The organism is Wukongibacter baidiensis (genome assembly GCF_050888315.1).
GTDB lineage: Bacteria > Bacillota > Clostridia > Peptostreptococcales > Caminicellaceae > Wukongibacter > Wukongibacter baidiensis.
The window spans coordinates 1624582-1644031 of the sequence record NZ_CP138202.1; the positions used below are offsets into that span (position 1 = coordinate 1624582).

Annotated in this window: 20 protein-coding genes; 5 read left to right on the forward strand and 15 right to left on the reverse strand. The window is 34.3% G+C overall.

The features are described 5' to 3' along the window. Positions 1-284: 284 nt before the first annotated feature. The 8 genes from R9X47_RS07510 to R9X47_RS07545 all read right to left on the reverse strand — a co-directional run bounded on the left by R9X47_RS07510 (position 285) and on the right by R9X47_RS07545 (position 8143). A complete protein-coding gene (locus R9X47_RS07510) occupies positions 285-1433 on the reverse strand; it encodes an NAD(P)/FAD-dependent oxidoreductase (protein ID WP_432666150.1) in 1149 nt (382 codons plus the stop codon). After that, complete coding sequence (locus tag R9X47_RS07515) at positions 1426-1716, reverse strand: (2Fe-2S)-binding protein (protein WP_432666151.1); 291 nt, start codon at positions 1714-1716, stop codon at positions 1426-1428. The genes R9X47_RS07510 and R9X47_RS07515 overlap by 8 nt, the downstream gene beginning before the upstream one ends. A gap of 11 nt (positions 1717-1727) precedes the next feature. Continuing rightward, entirely contained in the window at positions 1728-2210 is a 483-nt protein-coding gene (locus R9X47_RS07520; protein ID WP_432666152.1) for a 4Fe-4S dicluster domain-containing protein, read from the reverse strand. 46 nt (positions 2211-2256) lie between these two features. Beyond that, the gene (locus tag R9X47_RS07525; protein ID WP_432666153.1) at positions 2257-3354 is read right to left on the reverse strand and encodes an NAD(P)/FAD-dependent oxidoreductase; all 1098 of its coding nucleotides are present in this window, start codon (positions 3352-3354) and stop codon (positions 2257-2259) included. Then, a complete protein-coding gene (locus tag R9X47_RS07530; protein ID WP_432666154.1) occupies positions 3351-3656 on the reverse strand; it encodes a (2Fe-2S)-binding protein in 306 nt (101 codons plus the stop codon). The genes R9X47_RS07525 and R9X47_RS07530 overlap by 4 nt, the downstream gene beginning before the upstream one ends. Before the next feature lie 313 nt (positions 3657-3969). Then, entirely contained in the window at positions 3970-5472 is a 1503-nt protein-coding gene (locus tag R9X47_RS07535; protein ID WP_432666155.1) for a sodium-dependent transporter, read from the reverse strand. Positions 5473-6216: 744 nt separating this feature from the next. After that, positions 6217-7584, reverse strand: coding sequence for a sigma 54-interacting transcriptional regulator (locus R9X47_RS07540; RefSeq protein ID WP_432666156.1), 1368 nt, complete (start codon positions 7582-7584; stop codon positions 6217-6219). A gap of 136 nt (positions 7585-7720) precedes the next feature. After that, positions 7721-8143 carry an S-ribosylhomocysteine lyase gene (locus tag R9X47_RS07545; protein ID WP_432667600.1) on the reverse strand — a complete coding sequence of 141 codons (423 nt, stop codon included), beginning with the start codon at positions 8141-8143 and terminating at the stop codon, positions 7721-7723. A 431-nt stretch (positions 8144-8574) separates the two neighbouring features. Here R9X47_RS07545 and R9X47_RS07550 point away from each other — a divergent pair, with 431 nt between their 5' ends. The 4 genes from R9X47_RS07550 (at position 8575) to R9X47_RS07565 (ending at position 12220) form a co-directional block, all read left to right on the forward strand. Next, positions 8575-9285, forward strand: coding sequence for an NAD(P)/FAD-dependent oxidoreductase (locus R9X47_RS07550; RefSeq protein ID WP_432666157.1), 711 nt, complete (start codon positions 8575-8577; stop codon positions 9283-9285). Continuing rightward, on the forward strand, positions 9278-9943 hold the full coding sequence (locus tag R9X47_RS07555) for a hypothetical protein (RefSeq protein WP_432666158.1): 666 nt from the start codon (positions 9278-9280) through the stop codon (positions 9941-9943). The genes R9X47_RS07550 and R9X47_RS07555 overlap by 8 nt, the downstream gene beginning before the upstream one ends. A 150-nt stretch (positions 9944-10093) precedes the next feature. Then, complete coding sequence (locus R9X47_RS07560; protein WP_432666159.1) at positions 10094-10276, forward strand: DUF1858 domain-containing protein; 183 nt, start codon at positions 10094-10096, stop codon at positions 10274-10276. Between the two features lie 267 nt (positions 10277-10543). Beyond that, on the forward strand, positions 10544-12220 hold the full coding sequence (locus R9X47_RS07565) for a methyl-accepting chemotaxis protein (protein WP_432666160.1): 1677 nt from the start codon (positions 10544-10546) through the stop codon (positions 12218-12220). Positions 12221-12370: 150 nt separating this feature from the next. Here the strand turns inward: R9X47_RS07565 and R9X47_RS07570 are convergent, their stop codons facing one another. From R9X47_RS07570 to R9X47_RS07600, 7 genes are all read right to left on the reverse strand, one after another. Next, complete coding sequence (locus R9X47_RS07570; RefSeq protein WP_432666161.1) at positions 12371-13141, reverse strand: formate/nitrite transporter family protein; 771 nt, start codon at positions 13139-13141, stop codon at positions 12371-12373. 119 nt (positions 13142-13260) lie between these two features. Beyond that, positions 13261-14238 (reverse strand): sulfite reductase subunit C, encoded by a 978-nt coding sequence (gene asrC, locus R9X47_RS07575; protein ID WP_432666162.1) that lies wholly within the window; start codon positions 14236-14238, stop codon positions 13261-13263. 13 nt (positions 14239-14251) lie between these two features. Further along, positions 14252-15043 carry an anaerobic sulfite reductase subunit AsrB gene (gene asrB / locus R9X47_RS07580; protein WP_432666163.1) on the reverse strand — a complete coding sequence of 264 codons (792 nt, stop codon included), beginning with the start codon at positions 15041-15043 and terminating at the stop codon, positions 14252-14254. Then, positions 15036-16058: an anaerobic sulfite reductase subunit AsrA gene (asrA, locus tag R9X47_RS07585; protein ID WP_432666164.1), complete on the reverse strand. Its 1023-nt coding sequence runs from the start codon at positions 16056-16058 to the stop codon at positions 15036-15038. The genes asrB and asrA overlap by 8 nt, the downstream gene beginning before the upstream one ends. 215 nt (positions 16059-16273) lie before the next feature. Then, the gene (locus tag R9X47_RS07590) at positions 16274-16618 is read right to left on the reverse strand and encodes a cupin domain-containing protein (protein ID WP_432666165.1); all 345 of its coding nucleotides are present in this window, start codon (positions 16616-16618) and stop codon (positions 16274-16276) included. A gap of 23 nt (positions 16619-16641) precedes the next feature. Then, on the reverse strand, positions 16642-16800 hold the full coding sequence (locus R9X47_RS07595) for a hypothetical protein (protein WP_432666166.1): 159 nt from the start codon (positions 16798-16800) through the stop codon (positions 16642-16644). Positions 16801-16932: 132 nt separating this feature from the next. Beyond that, positions 16933-17484, reverse strand: a complete 552-nt coding sequence (locus R9X47_RS07600; RefSeq protein WP_432666167.1) for a hemerythrin domain-containing protein — start codon at positions 17482-17484, stop codon at positions 16933-16935. Positions 17485-17907: 423 nt separating this feature from the next. Between R9X47_RS07600 and hcp the strand changes: the two genes are divergently transcribed. Continuing rightward, a complete protein-coding gene (gene hcp, locus R9X47_RS07605) occupies positions 17908-19197 on the forward strand; it encodes a hydroxylamine reductase (RefSeq protein WP_432667602.1) in 1290 nt (429 codons plus the stop codon). The last annotated feature ends 253 nt before the right edge of the window (positions 19198-19450 follow it).

Sequence of the window (19450 nt, forward strand, 5' to 3'; positions counted from 1 at the left end):
TTTTTCATATAGTTACATTAAAATCCCCTTTTCGAGACGCCTAACCATTTTACTTTGTCCCACTTTTTTGACAAAAGATTTTGCACTCCTCTTTGTTGAGGTTGAGTTTTTAAAAATACGTATATTAGCTACAATAATATTATACTAAATTAACTTAATTTTTTTAATATTCTTTTTATTATTTTGTCTTTTATAGAAATCCCGCTTCCATAGGTATAAGCGGGATTTTTGTGAATTAGATAACATTTGAAGCAAAGAGAGAATTATTCTCTACTCAGGCATGACTATACAACTGAAGGTTCAAAAATCAACTCTCCTTTTTCAAATCTATTCATATGAAGCATATCGATTGGCAATGTGGTTTCTTCGCCTAATATACTTTCAGCTAATAATACACCGGTTGCTGGACCAAACATGAATCCATGTCCACTGAAGCCTACTGCTAGGTAAAATCCTTCTACCCCTGGGGCTTCACCCAAGATAGGTTGTCTATCGGGTGTTATATTATAAAGCCCAGCCCACTGCCTTATCATCCTAACATTCTTTAGGGGCGGCAATACTCTTGTAATAGTCTTAGTCATCTCTTCTAAGAAATGCCATCCCGACGTAACACGTAAATCCCTAGGCTCTCCTTCGTCACCTCTTCCCATGATTATTCCACCATGAGGAACCTGCTGACAATATAGATTTAGAGAGAAAGACATAACCATAGGATCAAGAACTGGATCTATTGCCTCTGTTACTAGTATTTGATGTCTTTCTGAATACACAGGAAGGTCTACTCCTGCCATTTTAGCTATTACCTGTGAGCGCCCACCTGCAGCATTAACAACTACATTAGTAGATATATCTCCCTTATCGGTTTTTACACCCTTAATCCTTCCATTTTCAGTTATTATATCTATAACTTCTATATATTTATATATCTTAACACCAAGTCTTTCAGCTGCCCTAGCAAAGGCATCAGTAGTAAGGAATGGATTAAGATGACCATCTTTTTGACAGAAGGCTGTACTTACCAATCCATCGGTATTTAAAAATGGTACTATTTCCTTTGCTTCTTCTAGACTTAAAAGCCTCGATGGAATTCCCAAACTATTTTGAAGCTCAATGTTTTTCTTAAATTGCTCATGTTCCTTTTCCGTGCTCGCTAAAAGTAAATATCCTCCCTGCTTAAACTCTATATCCCCATCATACATTAGCTCTTCATTGGCGTTCTCAAAAAGCTCACATGCAAACTTTGCTATTTTACAGTTCATCTCTGTTCCCCATTGTTGCCTAATACCTGCTCCACATCTTCCTGTGGCTCCACTGGCTAAGTAACCCTTCTCTATAACAGCTACGTTCTTTACTCCTTTTTTGGCCAAATTATAGGCTATCGCTACTCCAGATATTCCTCCTCCAACAACAACAACATCAGCAGTTTTAATCATCCTCACTGCCTCCTTCCTTTGCAGCAGCCGCAATTTGTCCCAGTGTTATGGCCTTAACAGGAGGTCTATATGTTCCTGGCATGATTTCTGATATAGGTTTTCCTGTAATTATTGATATTTCCCTTAAAATCAAAGGCATACATGTCCTGCCTTGACATGGACCCATTCCAGCTCTACTTATTCTTTTTATTTCATCAAAGGTAGTGTATCCCTTTTCTATAAGCCTTCTTATATCTTCTTTAGTTAAATCTGAGCAACGACATACTATGTTATTGTCTGACATTTTTATCCCCCTTACATCCCAAAATTTCTTACCACTTTCATGTGCTCTCTTGGAACTGCAATCGAAACTATAGGAGTTCTATCTAATGCCTTTGAGTTTATCACCTTTACTACCTTGACATCGCATACATATTGACCTTCTCGGTTAAGACCTTTTACGATGCTACCCTGTTGTGGCAGCGGAATAAATTCGTAAGGGATTTTTATTAGAACTTCTTCTTCAGAATATCCTGCATCGACTACCATAATCGCAAGCCCAGGACAGTTTGCTATACATAATCCGCATCCATTGCAATTGTCATGGTTTATTTCTGGTAGATCGTTAATGTCTTCAAATTTCTTTATGGCATTTCTATTACATGCCGTATAACAAGGATTACATGGTATATTTTGATAACATTCAATTATTGCTACTGGACCCTTTGCTAACCTCTCATCGGAGGGAAAAACACTGTCTATTTGATCAGAAGTGGGTACTCCAGTTCTCTCTAACATTCCTACACCTCCTATGTATATTTTTAATAGTCTAATGTTTTAAAGCCTAAGCAAGTGCTGCTTCACTCTTTATTGTAACTTTGTCAAGTCCTCCACGAATTTTATCTCCTACATGACCAGAGCGTAATGATTCTAATTGCATTAGATAATCCTCTACTTTTTCTTCGAAGTTATCTATCTCATAACCAAGGGATTGAGCAGCCGTTAATCCTGCTAGATATCCTTCTACCATAGCACTAGTAGCCTCTTCAACACCGCAGACGTCACCCGCCACATATATTCCTTCTATAGTGGTTTCTAGCATTTCAGTCCTAACTGGAACAAAACCGCCTAGCTCTCCAACAAACTTCATTTCACAGCCTGACTGCCATAATAATTCACCTAATGGTGATAACCCAACTGAAATACAAACAACATCCACATCAAAGTCCATCTCTGTTCCATCAATAGGCTGCCATCTTTCATCAAGCTTTACTATAGTTGCTTTTTCTAAATAATCCTTTCCGTGGGCTTCTTTAACTGTATATCCCGTATAAATAGGCACTCCCATTCTACTGATCTTAGATGCGTGTACTAGATATCCACCGATCTGCGGAGCAGCATCCAGTATAGCCTTAACATTTACACCTGCTTGCATTAATTGATAACTCACTATAAGTCCTATATTACCTGCTCCTACCATCAACACATTATTTCCAGGTTTTACGCCATATACATTCATTAATGTTTGCACTGCACCAGCACCATAAATTCCTGGCAAATCATTATTAGGAAATACAAGGGATTTTTCACTTGCTCCCGTTGAAACAATTAGTCTTTCTGCCTTGATTTTTGTATACTTGCCATCTATTTCTGCAGTCACAACTCCATCGTCGTATATAGCCATCACTGTGGATTTTGTTAAGATCTCAATATTTTTCAATTCTTCTATGTCATCAAATAATATTGTAGCTATATCAATACCCCTTACTGAAGCATGCTGTTTTTCTGAACCAAAAAACATATGAGTTTGCTTAATTAATTGACCACCTAGCTTCTCATCCCTTTCTAGTACGAGAACTTTAGCACCTGACTTAGCTGCGTTTATAGCCGCACAAAGTCCTGCTGGACCTCCACCAACAACTAGTACTTCTACTTGCTTCATAGTATCCCCCCCTTCCCTTTCTGAGTTCTTACAATCATACCCTCTTTTAGGGGCTCGGTACATGTTCTTACATTGGAAACTCCATTAACCTCCATAATACATTGTCCGCAATTTCCAATGGCACAATAGAAGCCTCTCGGTCTCTCAAGTTCATGACTATGGGTTAATACCTTTACTCCTGCTGCGTGAAGAGCCGCTGCTATAGACTCTCCTTCATATCCTTCAAATTCCTTTCCATCAAAGGTAAACTTTACCTTGTTGCCTCTTTTGAATTCTAAAACAGGGTGCTTATCAATTCTCATAATCCCCCTCCTGTCTCAATTTTTTGAAAGAATATCCTAGATCAAACTATTAATAAAGTATTTTTCAGCGCGCTCTGAACTTTATTAAAATTGTAATTGAAATAACAATATTATTATTTATGGTTCTCCTTCAAACTAAGGAGTGAAGGAGAACCGTTTTCCATTATCTTATTTCTTGTTGAAAGCCTTATTGCTAAAGTAAGCAAATCCTATGCCATAAAATCCAACTGCAACGATCATCATGATAATTGATGTTGGGGACATTTGTTTTCCTCCCTCATATTTTGACGTTTTATGAGCCATCTATTTTTTATTAATTTCTATTTAAATTTTTTAATTTACTCCCTGTCATCGGACCATCAATGATTCTGTTAGCTAGGTAGTTTTGCGTTAGAAGTGCTAATACTATTAAGATAATCCATTGAAGTACAATGGTTCCAACACTAAAGGTCTCAAGCGGATGCCACCAATTGTCTGGATACCATGAAATTGCTTGATTTACCCACCATCCGAGTATCAGTACAAATAACACAGGGAATAATCTTATGCATGTCGGCCACCATTTACCTACTTTAAAGTCTGCCGTAGGTATGTTGATTGACTTGGTTCTAAGTTCTTCAAGTCCATATTTTATTAGAGCTGTGGCTACACATAATCCACTTACAAGGAGTCCGACTCCCCATACCCAATCCTGGTTGTCTAGGAATTTTAGACTGAATGCCGATGGAATTCCTAGTAGAAATCCTACTATGATTACTATACGAGTGGCTTTATTCCTATCCATTCCCATATCCATTACGTTCCTTACTCCAACCTCTATCATTGGTAAAAGTGACGAAAGGGCTGCTATTGACATCGTTAAGAAGAATAATGCCGCTAATATGTTTCCTGCAGGCATTCTGCTAAACAACTGAGCTAAGTAAATAAATGTTATTCCTTGGTTCCCTGCTGATAATGCCTTATCTGCAAATTCAGCCGATGGAGATAGGGCAAATATTGCTGGAAGTACTGTCATACCTGCTACTAGTGCTCCTAAGTTATTTCCAAGTCCCATTATCATACAGTTTCCGCCTATATCTTCATTCTCCTTAGTATAAACTGCATAGGTTATAATAAATCCCCAACCAGCTCCCGTAGACCAAGCAGACTGAGTAAAGGCCTCAAGCCATATTTTAGGATCTGCAAGCATATGAAGCTTTGGACTAAACAAGTATTCTAGTCCCTTACTTGCTCCCGGTAGGGTTACTGCTCTAAATAGTGCTATTAATAAAAGTCCAAAAAGCGTTGGTATCATTATCTTCGATGCCTTTTCTATTCCGTCCGTAACACCCTTGTAGATAATGAATCCAGCTATTAACATGGCTATAAAATGGAATAATATCGTTTGTGACGGTGTCGTCGTGAAGACCTTCCATATCTGTTCTGTCTCATTTATTCCAATTCCGGGCTTGAAGGCTCCAGCTATTGACAATGTAAAATACTTCATACACCATCCCATTACAACTGAATAATAAAACATAATAAGTAAGCATACTCCTGCTATCCAGGTTCCCATCCAGGTAAATTTCTTACCTAGAAAGTCCCTAAAGGATCCTATGGTTCCGAGTCTTGTTTTCTTTCCAATTACCATCTCACCCATCAACAGGGGAATCGACCATACTAAGAGGGCTACGGTCCAAGCAATTATGAATGGTCCACCACCATTTTTAGCAGCAACCCTTGGAAATCTCCATATGTTTCCTGTACCTATTGCCATACCTATACTTGCTGCTATAAAGCCCCAACGACTTCCCCATTGTTCCTTCTTTTGACTCATTCCTTATCCTCCTTTTTTATTGATAATGCTCTGTTCTATCCTCCTTTCTTTAATAAGAGTGATTTTATAGATTTGCATACATAGCTTTTAATGTCTGCAAATTATATATTTACTGGCTATTCACAAGATAACAGGGAGGTTAAAATCTATTTGAAGTTTTGAAGTTATTAATTTTTTGTAACATACTTAAAATTTATTTGCACAAATTGTGCCAGTTTTCTTCATTCGCCCTTTTTTTACAAAAATATATGAACTTTTCGTAATATTTCGATTTATTATTTTGAATTATTTCAATTTTCTAATTTTTCAAACTAATAGTTATTGAATTAACAATACTAAACCGTCAGTTTTTTGACACCGCTTATTTATAGGTAACCGATTAAGTATTTCTAGTTTTGAGTTAGAAAATGTAAATTACGGGCTTCTAAGCTATTTTAATAGCCCTAAACAAACTAGAACTTCAATCCTTAGCTCCTAAGTAAAAAAGTTGTCTCATCAGATAATCCCTTGAATTAGCACAACTTTAGCTATACTACCTCATGTTAAAAAAATCTAGTTCTTAAACAGTTGAAAACGTCAGAAAATTGACTGTAGTGTCTATTTTCTGACGTTTTTTAATTAAAATCTCTATTTTTAATGTTTTTACTTTAAAGTTTGTTATTTTATTATCCATCTTGTATATAAATAAAAATAGAGGACTTAAAAAAATCCTCCATTTCTATGATTTTTAATCCGGGGTATTTTTTACTCTAAATCATATTTTCCCAATTTAAAGTATAATGTACTTCTAGGTATATTTAGAAGTTTAGATGCCTTTGCTTTATTTCCTTTTGACATCTCCATAGCTTCTATAATCGCTTTTTTCTCTGCATTTTCGGTAATCTTATTAAGATCAAGAGTTTTCACCTTTTTTTCTTCTTTTCCCACATTATTATCTATGATACTTCTAGGCAAGTAATTCATATCAATTATTTTTGCTTTATTATTTTTTACTAGAATAACTATTCTCTCTATTATGTTCTTAAGCTCCCTAATATTCCCTTCCCAGTCATAGTTCCTCAACATCTTCATTACCTCAATAGGAATTTCAGGTATGTTCGAACGATAAGTCATGCAAAACTGCTGTAAAAATTTATTTACTAAATCAGGAATATCGTCTCTTCGTTCCCTCAATGGAGGAAGCTTAATTAGTATAGAGTTTAATCTATAGTATAAATCCTTTCTAAAGGAACCTTCATACATCATTTTCTTCAAATCCTTATTAGTTGCTGCCACAATCCTTACATCTACTTTTATGGATTTTGATCCCCCTACCCTTGTTACCATTCCATCCTCTAACACCCTAAGAATTTTAGGCTGCATCGACATTGGCATATCACCGATTTCATCAAGGAAGAGTGTTCCTTCATTGGCAAGTTCAAATTTTCCTCCCTTTCCTTTTCTTAAAGCCCCAGTAAAGGCACCACCTTCATATCCAAACAATTCACTTTCCATTAAATCATCGGGAATTGCACTACAATTTATTGGTATAAAGTGCCCCTTTCTTCTACTTTCAATATGGATGGCCCTTGCAAAGACCTCTTTCCCGGTTCCACTTTCACCTGTAATCAAAACATTTATCTTAGACTTTGAAACCTTCCTACATAAATTTATTATTTCTTTGAAGTTGATATCATTACCTATAACCTGATCAAAGGAAAATCTATTTTCATTTAAAACGTTAATTTCTTCTTCAAGGACCTTTAAATCCAATTTAGTCTTATCAAGTAGAGTTGTCAATCTGATCAACTCTGATATATCCCTATCGCAGCCTATGCCCCCTATCAGTTCATCTCCATCATAAAGGAGCCTAGCTGTAATAATATTATGAGCATCCTCTCTAGGGCTATTATATACATTTTCGTATGGGCGCCCTTCTTTAAGTACCTTTGGAAGTAATGCAGTAGGAAAAAAATCCGTTATACATTTACCAACTATTTGTTCTCTCTTCACACCATAAAGCTTTTCTGCTCCCTTATTCCAAAATCTTGTGATACAGTTCTTATCAACAACACATACAGCATCGTTTACGTTATCCAATATCATTTCAATCGTAAAATCTGAAGACAGCATAGTTTTAGCTTCCCCCATTCCCTAAAAAGGAGTTCGTTTTATCTTGAATATATTAATAGAATATTTCAACAATAATTTAAAATTACCTTCTTTATAAGCATAAAAAAACGCCAAAAGACGTTTTTACTTTAAGAATTTATTTATACTTTTTCTTTAATTTCTTCAATACTTCTCTTGCATATTCCTTCGCTCCAAATAGAGACATATCTCTATAGTTTCCACATTGAATTGGATTAAGTGCAGGTACTTCATTTGCACTCATTACCTTCTCTAAGGCCTTTATAAGAACATCTGCAATTTCAAATTCCTCTCTTTCACCTATTAAAATGAGATAAAAACCCGTCCTACATCCCATAGGTGAAATATCTATAACGTTATCTATTTCCTCTCGAATAAAACCTGCCAACAAGTGTTCTATAGCGTGAACAGCACTTGTAGGCATTGCTTCCTTATTTGGTTGAGTGAATCTTAAATCAAATTTTGTAATTATGTCGCCCTTAGGAGTCTCAATCAAACCACATTTTCTAACAAAAGGAGCCTCAACTTTAGTATGATCCATTGTAAAGCTTTCAACAATTACTTTCTCCAATATTCTCCCTCCCACTTCATAACAATGCTTTATTACTCTAGTGTATCACATTGAGTGTACATAATAAATATGGTTTATTTTAATTTTGGTAGTGAACCCATATTTTACACAAAAAATATGAAAAGAATAAAAAAAGTAATAGTCAAAATACTATATATATAGAATGCTTTATAATTGAAGTCCATAGATTCCTCATTTACTAACTATCAAAAAATAATAGTATTATAGAGCAAAGTCTTTTATAAAGATTATCAAATCAGATTTCGTTGAAATACATAGCGGAAATTATAAAAAAACTTTCTACTTTGTGATTTAAGTCATATTTTACCTATGGAATTGGATTTATAATATAATCAAGAAATGAAAATCTGAACCCTAACTCTTTAAGCGAGGTGATATATATGAATGCTCCAAAATATGCTGTTTTGCAAAAAATCAGAGATGGTAAAAGAACCTATGGAATCACTCCGAGAATCCCAGGTGGTTTCATTAAATCCGATGATCTAATAAAGATTGCTAAGGTAGCAGAAAAATATGGTGCAACCTTAAAGTTGACTTCTGGCCAGAGGGTTGCCATCTTAGGACTTAAACCAGCAGATGTGGAAAAAGCTTGGGAAGAACTTGGTATGGAGCCTGGGGTATTATCTTCATACTCTGTAAAAAATGTTGAAATGTGCCCGGCTGCTTTTTGTAAAAGGTCTAAGCAAAATTCTCTAAGATTGGGTATGAAATTAGAAAGAAGATTTTATGGGGCAAGTACTCCAAACAGAACAAAAATTGCCGTAGTTGGATGTCGAAATGCTTGCGCAAGTGCGTATGCCAAGGATATTTCCGTAGTGGCAGACGTAGATGGGTACATAGTTGCAGCGGGAGGTAGTGCTGGTTTCCATCCAAGACTTGCTGATAAGATAGCTGAAAATCTTACTGAAGATGAAGCCTACAATCTAGTTGAAGCTATTTATGATTATTACTGTGATGTAGCTGAAATGGGAGAAAAACTTGGGCACTTTATTGATCGAATTACCATTGACAAATTCAAAGACGATGTTCTAAAGCGATTTAATCAAAGAATGAAGACTTTAAATAATAAGGAGGAAAATGAAAATGAGTAGATTTTTAGGACCCATACATCATTGGTTATTTAATAAGATTAAGCTTTACGAAGGTTTAGAATCTGATATAATAGAAAAAGCGGAAGGAAAGCTTAGTGTCAATCTTTCACAAATTACCGAAGAGCTTAAGAATAAGGTTGGGGCTCCAATTGAAGATAAGCCCCTTGAAGAGCTTATAGATACCAATAATATTCATGGATGGCTACAAAATAAAATTACAATAGCTGAAACGAGGCAAGCTGCTCTAATAACTTTTATTGTTGATAAACATGGTAAAGAGGGTATAGATATAGTAAAGGAATGCTATAAAAGTCAAGCTATTGAAAGTGGTGAAGATGCAAAATCCAAGTACGACCTTGATTCTGCCCCACTTCTTTACAAAGCTTTAAATAATTATATCCTAGATGGTATGCCTTGTGATAATGTAAACAATATTACTATAAATGAAGACAATAAACTTGAGTGGAAAGTTACAAACTGTCTTCACAAGAATTACTGGCTAGACGTTAACGGAGATTTAGATACTCTATATGAACTTCGTAAAGTATGGATTTCAAATTTTGTGAGTTCTGCCAACCCAAGCTTTACTTATAACTTCATCAGTGAAGGTGGGGATGGTAATAGGTTACTTATCCATCAGATAACAAAATCAGAATAGTGGCTTGATATAAGTAATTTCTATTAATAAAGACAAGGTCTTCTACATAAACTGAAAGAAAGACTTTGCTCAAATATATTAGGATATTTAAATTTCCTATATTTCATCTAAAATTATTCATAAAAAATTGTTTTTAAGGAGGATATTAATATGCAAATAACTAAGGATACTTTAATAAGTGATATCTTAAGAATTAACCCTAAATCAGCTGAGATCTTAATGAGATATGGAATGGGATGCTTAGGATGCCCTTCAGCTCAAATGGAATCTCTTGAACAAGCAGCTATGGTTCATGGTATTGATTTAGAAAAGCTTTTAGAAGAATTAAATTAGTAGCTTAGCAATTTAATTGCTAGTCAAAATTTAACTATGGGTATTCCAGTTTATTTAATTGGAATACCCATAGCTTTTTTTATAGGATTTCTTTTTATATTTTAAATGTCACAATGCAAATTATTTTATATTAAAGTAATGCGTTCTACAAAAATCCTACTTATGCGACAACAATTAAAATGCTAAAATATTTTTATATTGTGTTAATTCTAGTTAAGTATTGGGTACAATAGGACTAGAGTCTTAAATAAAGGGGAGGCAAAGCAAGTGTTCAAAAATTCAATAACAAAAAAATTGTCGATTATTCTTTTACTATCCTTTCTACCATTTATCGTAAATATTGTAGTATTATTTAATACCCTTGGTAACTTAAACGATGATGGTAAAGCAATTAACTTGTCTGGTAGTCAGAGAATGAGAACGATGCTATTAGGTCTTTATACATCTGAGTATTTAGATGCTACTGATTCTGGAAATTCTAGTTTAAAAAGTTCTGCAACTGAGATGCTGGATGTGGAGCTTGAACGCTACAGGAAAATTTTTAATGCTTTAGTTGAAGGAGATGAGGATCTAAATATCGCTAAAAACTCAGATCCTAACATTGTTGCAAGAATAAATGAAATAAAGCCTAATGTTGAAAAATACACTAGCAGCATTCAAGAAATATTAGCTGGAAAAAATATTTCTGCTAATAAAAAGTACATATATGACAATTCTTTAAATGTAAAAAATGAAGTTAACAGTATAGTCGAGATGTACCAGCAAAATTATGACAAGAAGATTACTAACCTTAAGAGATTGGAATTATCTATTTTAGTTCTAGGAATATTTATTTTAGTTTTGAGTTTAATTCTCTCAAAGAAAAGTATTGTTTCACCAATTAAAGATCTTACGAACAGACTAAAAGATATCTCTGAGGGAAATGGAGACTTAACTAAAAAGATTCAGGTTAATTCAGCCGATGAGATTGGCGAGTTATCAAGCTATTTTAACAAATTTGTAGATACCGTAAGAGAGATTGTTGTGCAAATAGACAAGTCAGGCAGAGGAGTTTTATTAACCTCCGAAACCCTGTCTACTTCTACTGAACAAACTGCCTCAGCAGGTGATATTATTGCATCATCAATTACGGAAATTTCCGAAGGTGCTTCAGATCAAGCTGAAGAAATTCAAGTTATCGCCGAGAAAATTGCCCACCTAGGACATAAAATCGATGAAATAACTGAGGTATCTTCAGTTATGAAAGATAGCTCAAGGAGTGCTCAAAAAGTTAATGTTAGCAGTATGAAAATTGTAAAAGGACTTATCGATGAAAATGAGAGTAATATGAAGGCTACAAAGCTTGTTACTGATGCTATTGGTAGAGTATACGATAAATCGGAAGAAATTAATGGTTTAATAGATCTTATTAATGCTATATCAGAGCAAACAAATCTACTAGCATTGAATGCAGCTATTGAAGCAGCACGTGCCGGCGAAGCAGGTCGTGGCTTTGCAGTAGTTGCGGATGAAGTAAGAAAGCTTGCTGAAGAGTCTAAGTCTGCATCAGAAAAAATCTCTCAGATTGTAAATGAAATGCAAAGTGAAGTTGATGAGACTAAGCAAGTAACCGATAATATGAAGTCCATAGTGTCAAATCAAAATGAAGCTGTTAATGAAACCGGTAAAGCCTTTGAAAATATAATTACTTCAATTAAAACCATAATTAGACAGATCAACAATATGGGCGCAATCACCTCTGAAATTGAAGAAGATAAGAATTCTGTAATCGACTCCATGGGAAGTATTTCCGCAGTATCAGAAGAAACAGCTGCATCTGCACAGGAGGTTGCATCCTATACACAAGAGCAGCAAGCTTCCATAGAGGAAATAAGTGCTTCATCTGAAGAACTTAACAATATGGCTAAATCTTTAAATGAAATGGTTGAAAGGTTTAAGTATTAAGTATTAGCTGCTGGCTTCAATTAGAGACATTCTTTTAAGTTAAGGAAATTATATAAAAAATAGAGGGAAGCTAATTTTAGCTTCCCTCTATTTTTTAATATGCTTTAGGTCTTTAAAATATTTACTTAAGCAAACCTTAGTAGCTATCAACTAACTTTCTTGCCTCTTATGTCCCTTATACCAATATGCTAATCCTAAGAACAATCCTCCACCTATAAAGTTTCCTATTGTAACAGGTATTAGATTATGTGCCATACCAGCAAGGCTAACAGCTGAATCATGTGGTAAAAATAATCCCATTGTAAGTAATGACATATTTGCAATACTATGCTCAAAGCCTGAAGTTATAAATGCAAATAAACACCAGAATATCATGATTAATTTAGCCGTCTCATCTTTCAATTTTATATAGCATAAAACCGCAAGGCAAACTAAAATGTTACATAATATACCTCTGAAAAAAAGTTCCATAGTTGGGGCATTCATCTTAGCAGAACTAACTTTTACTATAAAGTCTGCAACTGCACCCTTTGCAAGACCAGTCCTAAAGTATAGAAATGCAATGAGTATACTCCCTGCGAAGTTTCCTGTAAAGGAATACATCCAAATTTTTAATGAATCCAACCAACTAACTTTTTTCTCCATTGCTCCGACAACCATAACAAAATTATTACCTGTAAACAGTTCAGATCCTGCCATAACTACTAGACTCAATGCTACACCAAATGAAGCTCCCATTATTACCTTGGTAGTTGGAGCTCCTTGAAGAGATCCTCCAATAGACATAATCAGAAATACTCCAAATCCAACATATATCCCGGCCAATATAGATGAAATTATATATTGAGCTCTACTTCTTTTTAAGGTATCCACCTTAGCTATAGCTGAATTACTAACTTTATTTACTAAATCACTATACATTCTGTCACCTCACTATTAGTACTCTACTTATTATTCCCCATAAGGTTTAATCCTTATTAAATATTATTCTCTTATGCAAATGCCATTGCAACTAAAAATACATCAATATTTGATTGACTTTATTTAAGATTCGAATCTTGTTTATACCAATATCCTCCAAATTCAATATGTTCCGCTATCTTAGCCTTAGGATTTAACTTTACTCCCTCTAAAACTTCTTCCTTAAAGGTCCTAAATCCAACCCTATCTACGATGTACCCTATATGTTCTTTCTTCAAAGATCTATCTATATGTCTGTCAACGAAGTCATAGGTATTTTTTATTATCTGAATCATCGACTCCTTATCGCCCCATTTAATAAATGGCATAGCTATTCTTGGGTTTCTCTTACCTGTTCTACCCATTATAACCATTCTATAATACTTCTCCTTACTTCTTGACCATGCACCCGTAGGACATTTCAGTATACATTCGCCGCATCCTATACATTGATCTTCATTTCTTTTTATACTATAATTTTCCACACTAAGAGCATCAGTAACTCTCTTTTTACAATTATCTACACAGGCATTACAGCTTATACATCTTGACTCATCATACTCTGGCTCAGTTGTACATATAATTCCAAAGTCTTGCATATGAGCCTTTATACAATCATTTGGACAGCCTGTTATAGCTATCTTAAAGTGGTAATCATTAGGATACACTTCTCGTTCTATTCTTCTTGCAAATTCAGTAGTCTGATCGTTTGCATATGGGCATACTTTGTTTCCTATACAGGCAGATATATTCCTCGTTCCCGCAGCAGGGTATCCATCTATTTCACCGTCAAAATTAAGTTCTAATGAATCTATAAGCGGTTCAATTAGTTTATTGATTTCTGGTATTTTGTCAAAATCTATACCAGGAACTTCAAATCCTTGTCTAGCAGTAAGATGCGCCTCACCAATTCCGTACTTTTCAGCTATATGATGTATCAGTTCAAAATATTTTGTTTCGATATGTCCACCAGGAACTCTAATTCTAAGAGCTGTTTTACCTCTTACCTTCGTTACCCTATATGCATTTTTAGTTACTTTTTTTCTATTAACTGTCATAAAAATTCACCCCCTAGTCAATTAACTGCTTAGCCTTTTCATATTTGAATACAGGTCCTTCTAAACAAACATAAGTCTCATCTATTTTGCAGTGGCCGCACTTTCCTATGCCGCAGCTCATTTTTCTCTCAAATGAAACCCAGATATTCTCCTGAGGCACATTATTCTTTATAAGCTCTAAAGTTGTAAACTTCATCATTATCGGTGGTCCAACAACTATTATCTTTGTATTATTTACATCACTCAAGTCAAGATCAGATATATATTTTGTTATTAGTCCGGTTTTACCAGTCCAGCTTTCATCACCATTATCAACTGTTAATGTTAATTTAGCCTTTTTGCTCCAGTCTTCTATTGTTTCATTAAAAAGAATATCTGAAGGACTCTTAAATCCTAAAAGGACTTCTAAAGAGCTAACCTCATTTTGATTGTTTACAAAGTGCTTTATTATGCTTTTTACTGGAGCAAGACCAGTACCACCTGCTATTACTATTAACTTACTGTCTTTATAGTCATTTAGGTTAAATCCATTTCCATAAGGTCCCCTAGCGTATAGGTAATCACCCTTTTTTAGGTTAAATATCTCATCGGTCAGTTTCCCAACCTTCCTTATTGTCATATCTAACTTATTATCCTCAAAGTCACTTATAGAGATAGGGGCTTCACCGACACCAGGTATTGAAAGCTGTAAGAATTGACCTCCTACTAGAGGGTTTGAATACTCAAGAGTAAATGTATAATCTATATCAGTTTCTGGTTTTACATCTATAATTTTTATTTTTTCCATTAGATAAGGATTACTCATCTTCATTTGCCCCCTCTACTATTTGGTTCAATTTATTAACACATTTAGAGAATGAGATATATTCTGGACAGACATCATCACATCTACCACATCCAACACACATGTGATAGTCAAATCTTTTATGGAAATCATTAATCTTATGCATTGTTTTGAATCTCATTTTATCTCCATTCTTCTCTCTAAAGCTGTGTCCACCGGCCATATCTGTAAAACCATTCACATGGCAGCCTGCCCATGTTCTTCTTCGTTCACCAAGCTTTTTATCGTTGTCATAGGTAACATCCTGCATTGTAAAGCAGCTACAAGTTATACATGAGGTATTACATCTACCACAGGCAATACATCTCTGAGTATATTCCTTCCAGATTGGATCTTCAAATGTATCTAAGGTAACCTTCTCGGGGTCAGGAATATTTACCTTAATTTTGTTTTCTTTTATATATTCTGGCTTGAACTGGGTCTCTGAACCATATTTACTAAATATATCACTGAAGTCCTCGTCTTTAATGTCGATATAGATTTCATCTTCTTTAAATCTTAATGCAGCTGAATAATTATCAGTTTTATTGGATTCCATACTTACACAAAAACATGTGTCAAACCCTTCCGTACATTCAATCATAAAGAATTTGACCTTTTCTCTAAGTCTTTTATAGTAGAAATCTTCGATATCTCCATTTTTGAGGAAAATCGTGTCTAGCCTTTTTATTCCGTTGATATCACAGGGTCTTAAAAAGATTATTACAGGTTTTTCATCTACCTTTGGAACAGTCATACCGTCTTCAGTAAAATAGAAAAGAGTTTCTCTTATAGGATAGAATACTTCTTTAGGTGAAAAATAAGACTTTTCATTTATTTCCAAATCATCAAAGCTCGTTATCTGATCATAGGCTATTACATCCGTATCGGAAAGTCTTCCCTTTCCTTCCTGTCTAGTTGGACCATAGATTCTATACTCTTCTGATAACATATTAATTAGTTCGTTAAATTTTTTGCTAACAATTTTATAACCCATCTTCTCCCTCCTTGCCTTTGTTAAAATATTTTAACAAAAGGTCTAAAAAAATTATGTGATTAACATCACAACTCTATCTTGAAAAACTTTCCATAAAATAAAAACTCGGGGGGCATCGAACCCCTTCGTTTTGGTCGGATTTCTCTTCGAGAAATAACCTCAAAAAATAAATCATATGGATATATATCCATATGATTTAGATCTTAATGCTATACTCATTTTTCACTTGTTAAACCCTTAAGAGTCGGTCTAGGAGCTAAAACAACAAAGCATGAGAGGTTTTCCTTTGTATTATTAATCAAGCTAAATACTTCATCTCCCTTACAGTATATAACATCTCCAACTGTAACGTCTTCGCTCTGTCCATCTACTGTTAATTCACCACCACCGGTCACCACGTAAAGAATTAAATCACTATCCTCATGTTGATGTGGAGGTACTTCTTGCCCTGGCTTCAAATTCAAAACAAAATTTAATATTTTTTCCTCGCTGAATAATAATCTCTTTGTAAATGTGCTATCAATATAGACCATCCTATCGCTGATTCTTTCTTTTTTCATTCCAGTACTACCTCCTTTTAATTTTAAAATCCAGCTGTTACAACAAAATCTTCTCCCCACCATTCTCTAACAAAGTCAATTTCAATATAAGATATTTCCTTTTCTATGCTTCTATTTAATATAATTTTTATACTTTCTAAATCATAGACATTATCATCGCTATTTTGTTCATCCTGAACCAATACATAGGTTATTCCTGATCAGGTTTTCATCTTAGGATGAATCCTTACGGTCTTATTCTTAAACAATTTTACTAATTCTTCCTTAGCCATTTCCGTAATAGAAAATTCCAAAATTCATCCTCCTTCTCTCTGCTAAATTCTATTCTCTAATTCTTCGATTATTTTGATATATTTACTTTGGATGTTTTTTTCTTCGGCTAATCGTTCAACTTCTCTACATTTTTCTTCTACTTCCATTAAAGCTTCTTCACTAAGCTGACTTTCTCCAAATTTATATATAGCATTATCTTCTTTATCAATATGCCTATATAGTAGGTCTGTATATGATATAGCATTGGCAATTATATCCACCTTTGAATCTTCGTCACCATTTTTCACCCTATCTAATGCTGCAATTAGGTTTATAATGTATAACCTTCCTAAATCATGATCTGCAAACATTCCAAAGATAGGTCCTCTAGCAATTTCTTCGCCTAATTCTTCAGACATTTTCTTGAATAAAATGTCTTCTTCTTTATTGTGATGATGACTGTCAGCATAATTCTTGACAAAATCTATAATCATGTTAAATGCTTCGTAATTTACTTCCCCGCCCTTTAAGATGTTTATACATAGTTTCCTTATTATCTTAAGGGCTCTCTTAATAACTTTGTGTTCATTTACCATTAATGATATAGCATTCATTTTTCCACCTCCAAAGGTAAGTTAATGTTAGTATTCTTGAAATCATGTTCGCATTATTCATATATCTCTATAGGTATCAGCTACTTTATTTATACCCAATATTTATATCTTCTAAATGTATCAAGAGTTTAGCTTTCAAAAAATAATACAATTTATCTTTCTCCTCTTTTTGATTATTTATCTATATCCCTTCATTAATATATATTAAGTTTTGACATTATATATCCATTTGTGACAAAAATCACATAGTTAATGTGATTCATATCACCGTTTTCATGGGAGAAGTAATATATATTTAGATTAACAAAACGACAATTAATAAAAGTGAAGATAAAGAAAGGGGACATATTTATGTTTGGATTATTTAAAAAGCAAGAACCACAAAAGACAAGTGAGGTTAAGAAAACTAACGAACCAAACCCAATGTTTTGTTATCAGTGTGAGCAAACTCCAGCTGGAGGATGTACAAAATTCGGTGTGTGCGGTAAAAATCCTGATATAGCTAGTTTACAAGATATAATTGTATTTGGACTTAAGGGAGTTGCGGCTTATTCTGTACATGCAAAGGAATTAGGCTTAACTGATCCAGAAGTGGAAAGTATAACTCAAGAAGCTCTATACACTACACTTACAAACTCAAACTTCAGCTTAGAAGAGCATATAGCTATGGCAATGAAGGTTGGTACGGCAACAAATAAGGTAATGGACTTACTTGATAGAGCTCATACATCTCATCTTGGTGTTCCTACACCTGTTACAATTTCTCAAGATAAGGTAGAAGGTCACTGTATATTAGTTACTGGACATAACCTATATGCTTTAGAAGAGTTATTGAAGCAAACTGAAGGAAAGGGAATAAACATTTATACTCACTCAGAAATGTTGCCAGCCCACGGTTATCCTGAACTTAAGAAGTATTCTCACCTTAAAGGGAATGTAGGTAAGGCTTGGTTTGATCAAAGAAAATTATTCGAAGACTTCCCAGGTGCAATCCTTGGAACTACAAACTGTTTAATGCCAATTAAGGGAAGTTATACTGACAGAATGTGGACATATGGTACTGCAGGTCTTCAAGGAGTTCAAAAAATAGAAAACAATAATTTTGCTCCTATCATCGAAAAGGCTTTAGCATTACCAAAGGCAAATATTCAATCAGATAAAACTTTAACTACAGGATTCCATCACGATACTGTACTTGGTATTGCTCCTGAAATAATAGATGCTGTTAAAGCAGGAAAAATCAAGAGATTTTTTGTAATAGCTGGTTGTGACGCTCCTACTAGAGGTAGAGATTACTACAGAGAGCTAGCTGATTCATTACCTGAAGGTGCTATAATTTTAACTACTTCATGTGGTAAGTTTAGATTTAACGATATAGACTTCGGTACAGTTCCAGGTACTGATATTCCTAGATATATAGACTTAGGTCAATGTAATAACTCTGGTTCAGCTGCTAAAATTGCTATCGCTTTAGCTGATGCCTTTGGATGTACAGTAAATGATTTACCTCTTACTATAGTATTATCATGGTTTGAGCAAAAGGCTGTAGCAATACTTCTTGGATTATTCAGCCTAGGTGTTAAGAACATTTATGTTGGACCAAGTGCTCCTAAGTTTATCACTCCAGGAGTTCTAAAGGTTCTTCAAGATACATTTAACCTACAGCTTATTAGTGGTGATGCAAAAGCTGACCTTCCTAAAATGTTAGGATAATTAAAAACATTAAATAATAAAAAACCTGTAGAATTCCTATTTGATTAGGAACTCTATAGGTTTTTTCTATGATTGTCCTTTGATTTTACCTAGATTCTTCGAATTTCAGAATAAATCCGTAATATTTGGAAAATCTAATACTGTTAATTATAGAGAGTTCCAAGTAAGTCTTAATTTATATATATCAAAATATCCGATGCTTCTGGGGATTTTTGATGTGTATAAATTAAAGTTTTGACTGGAATCTCTATAG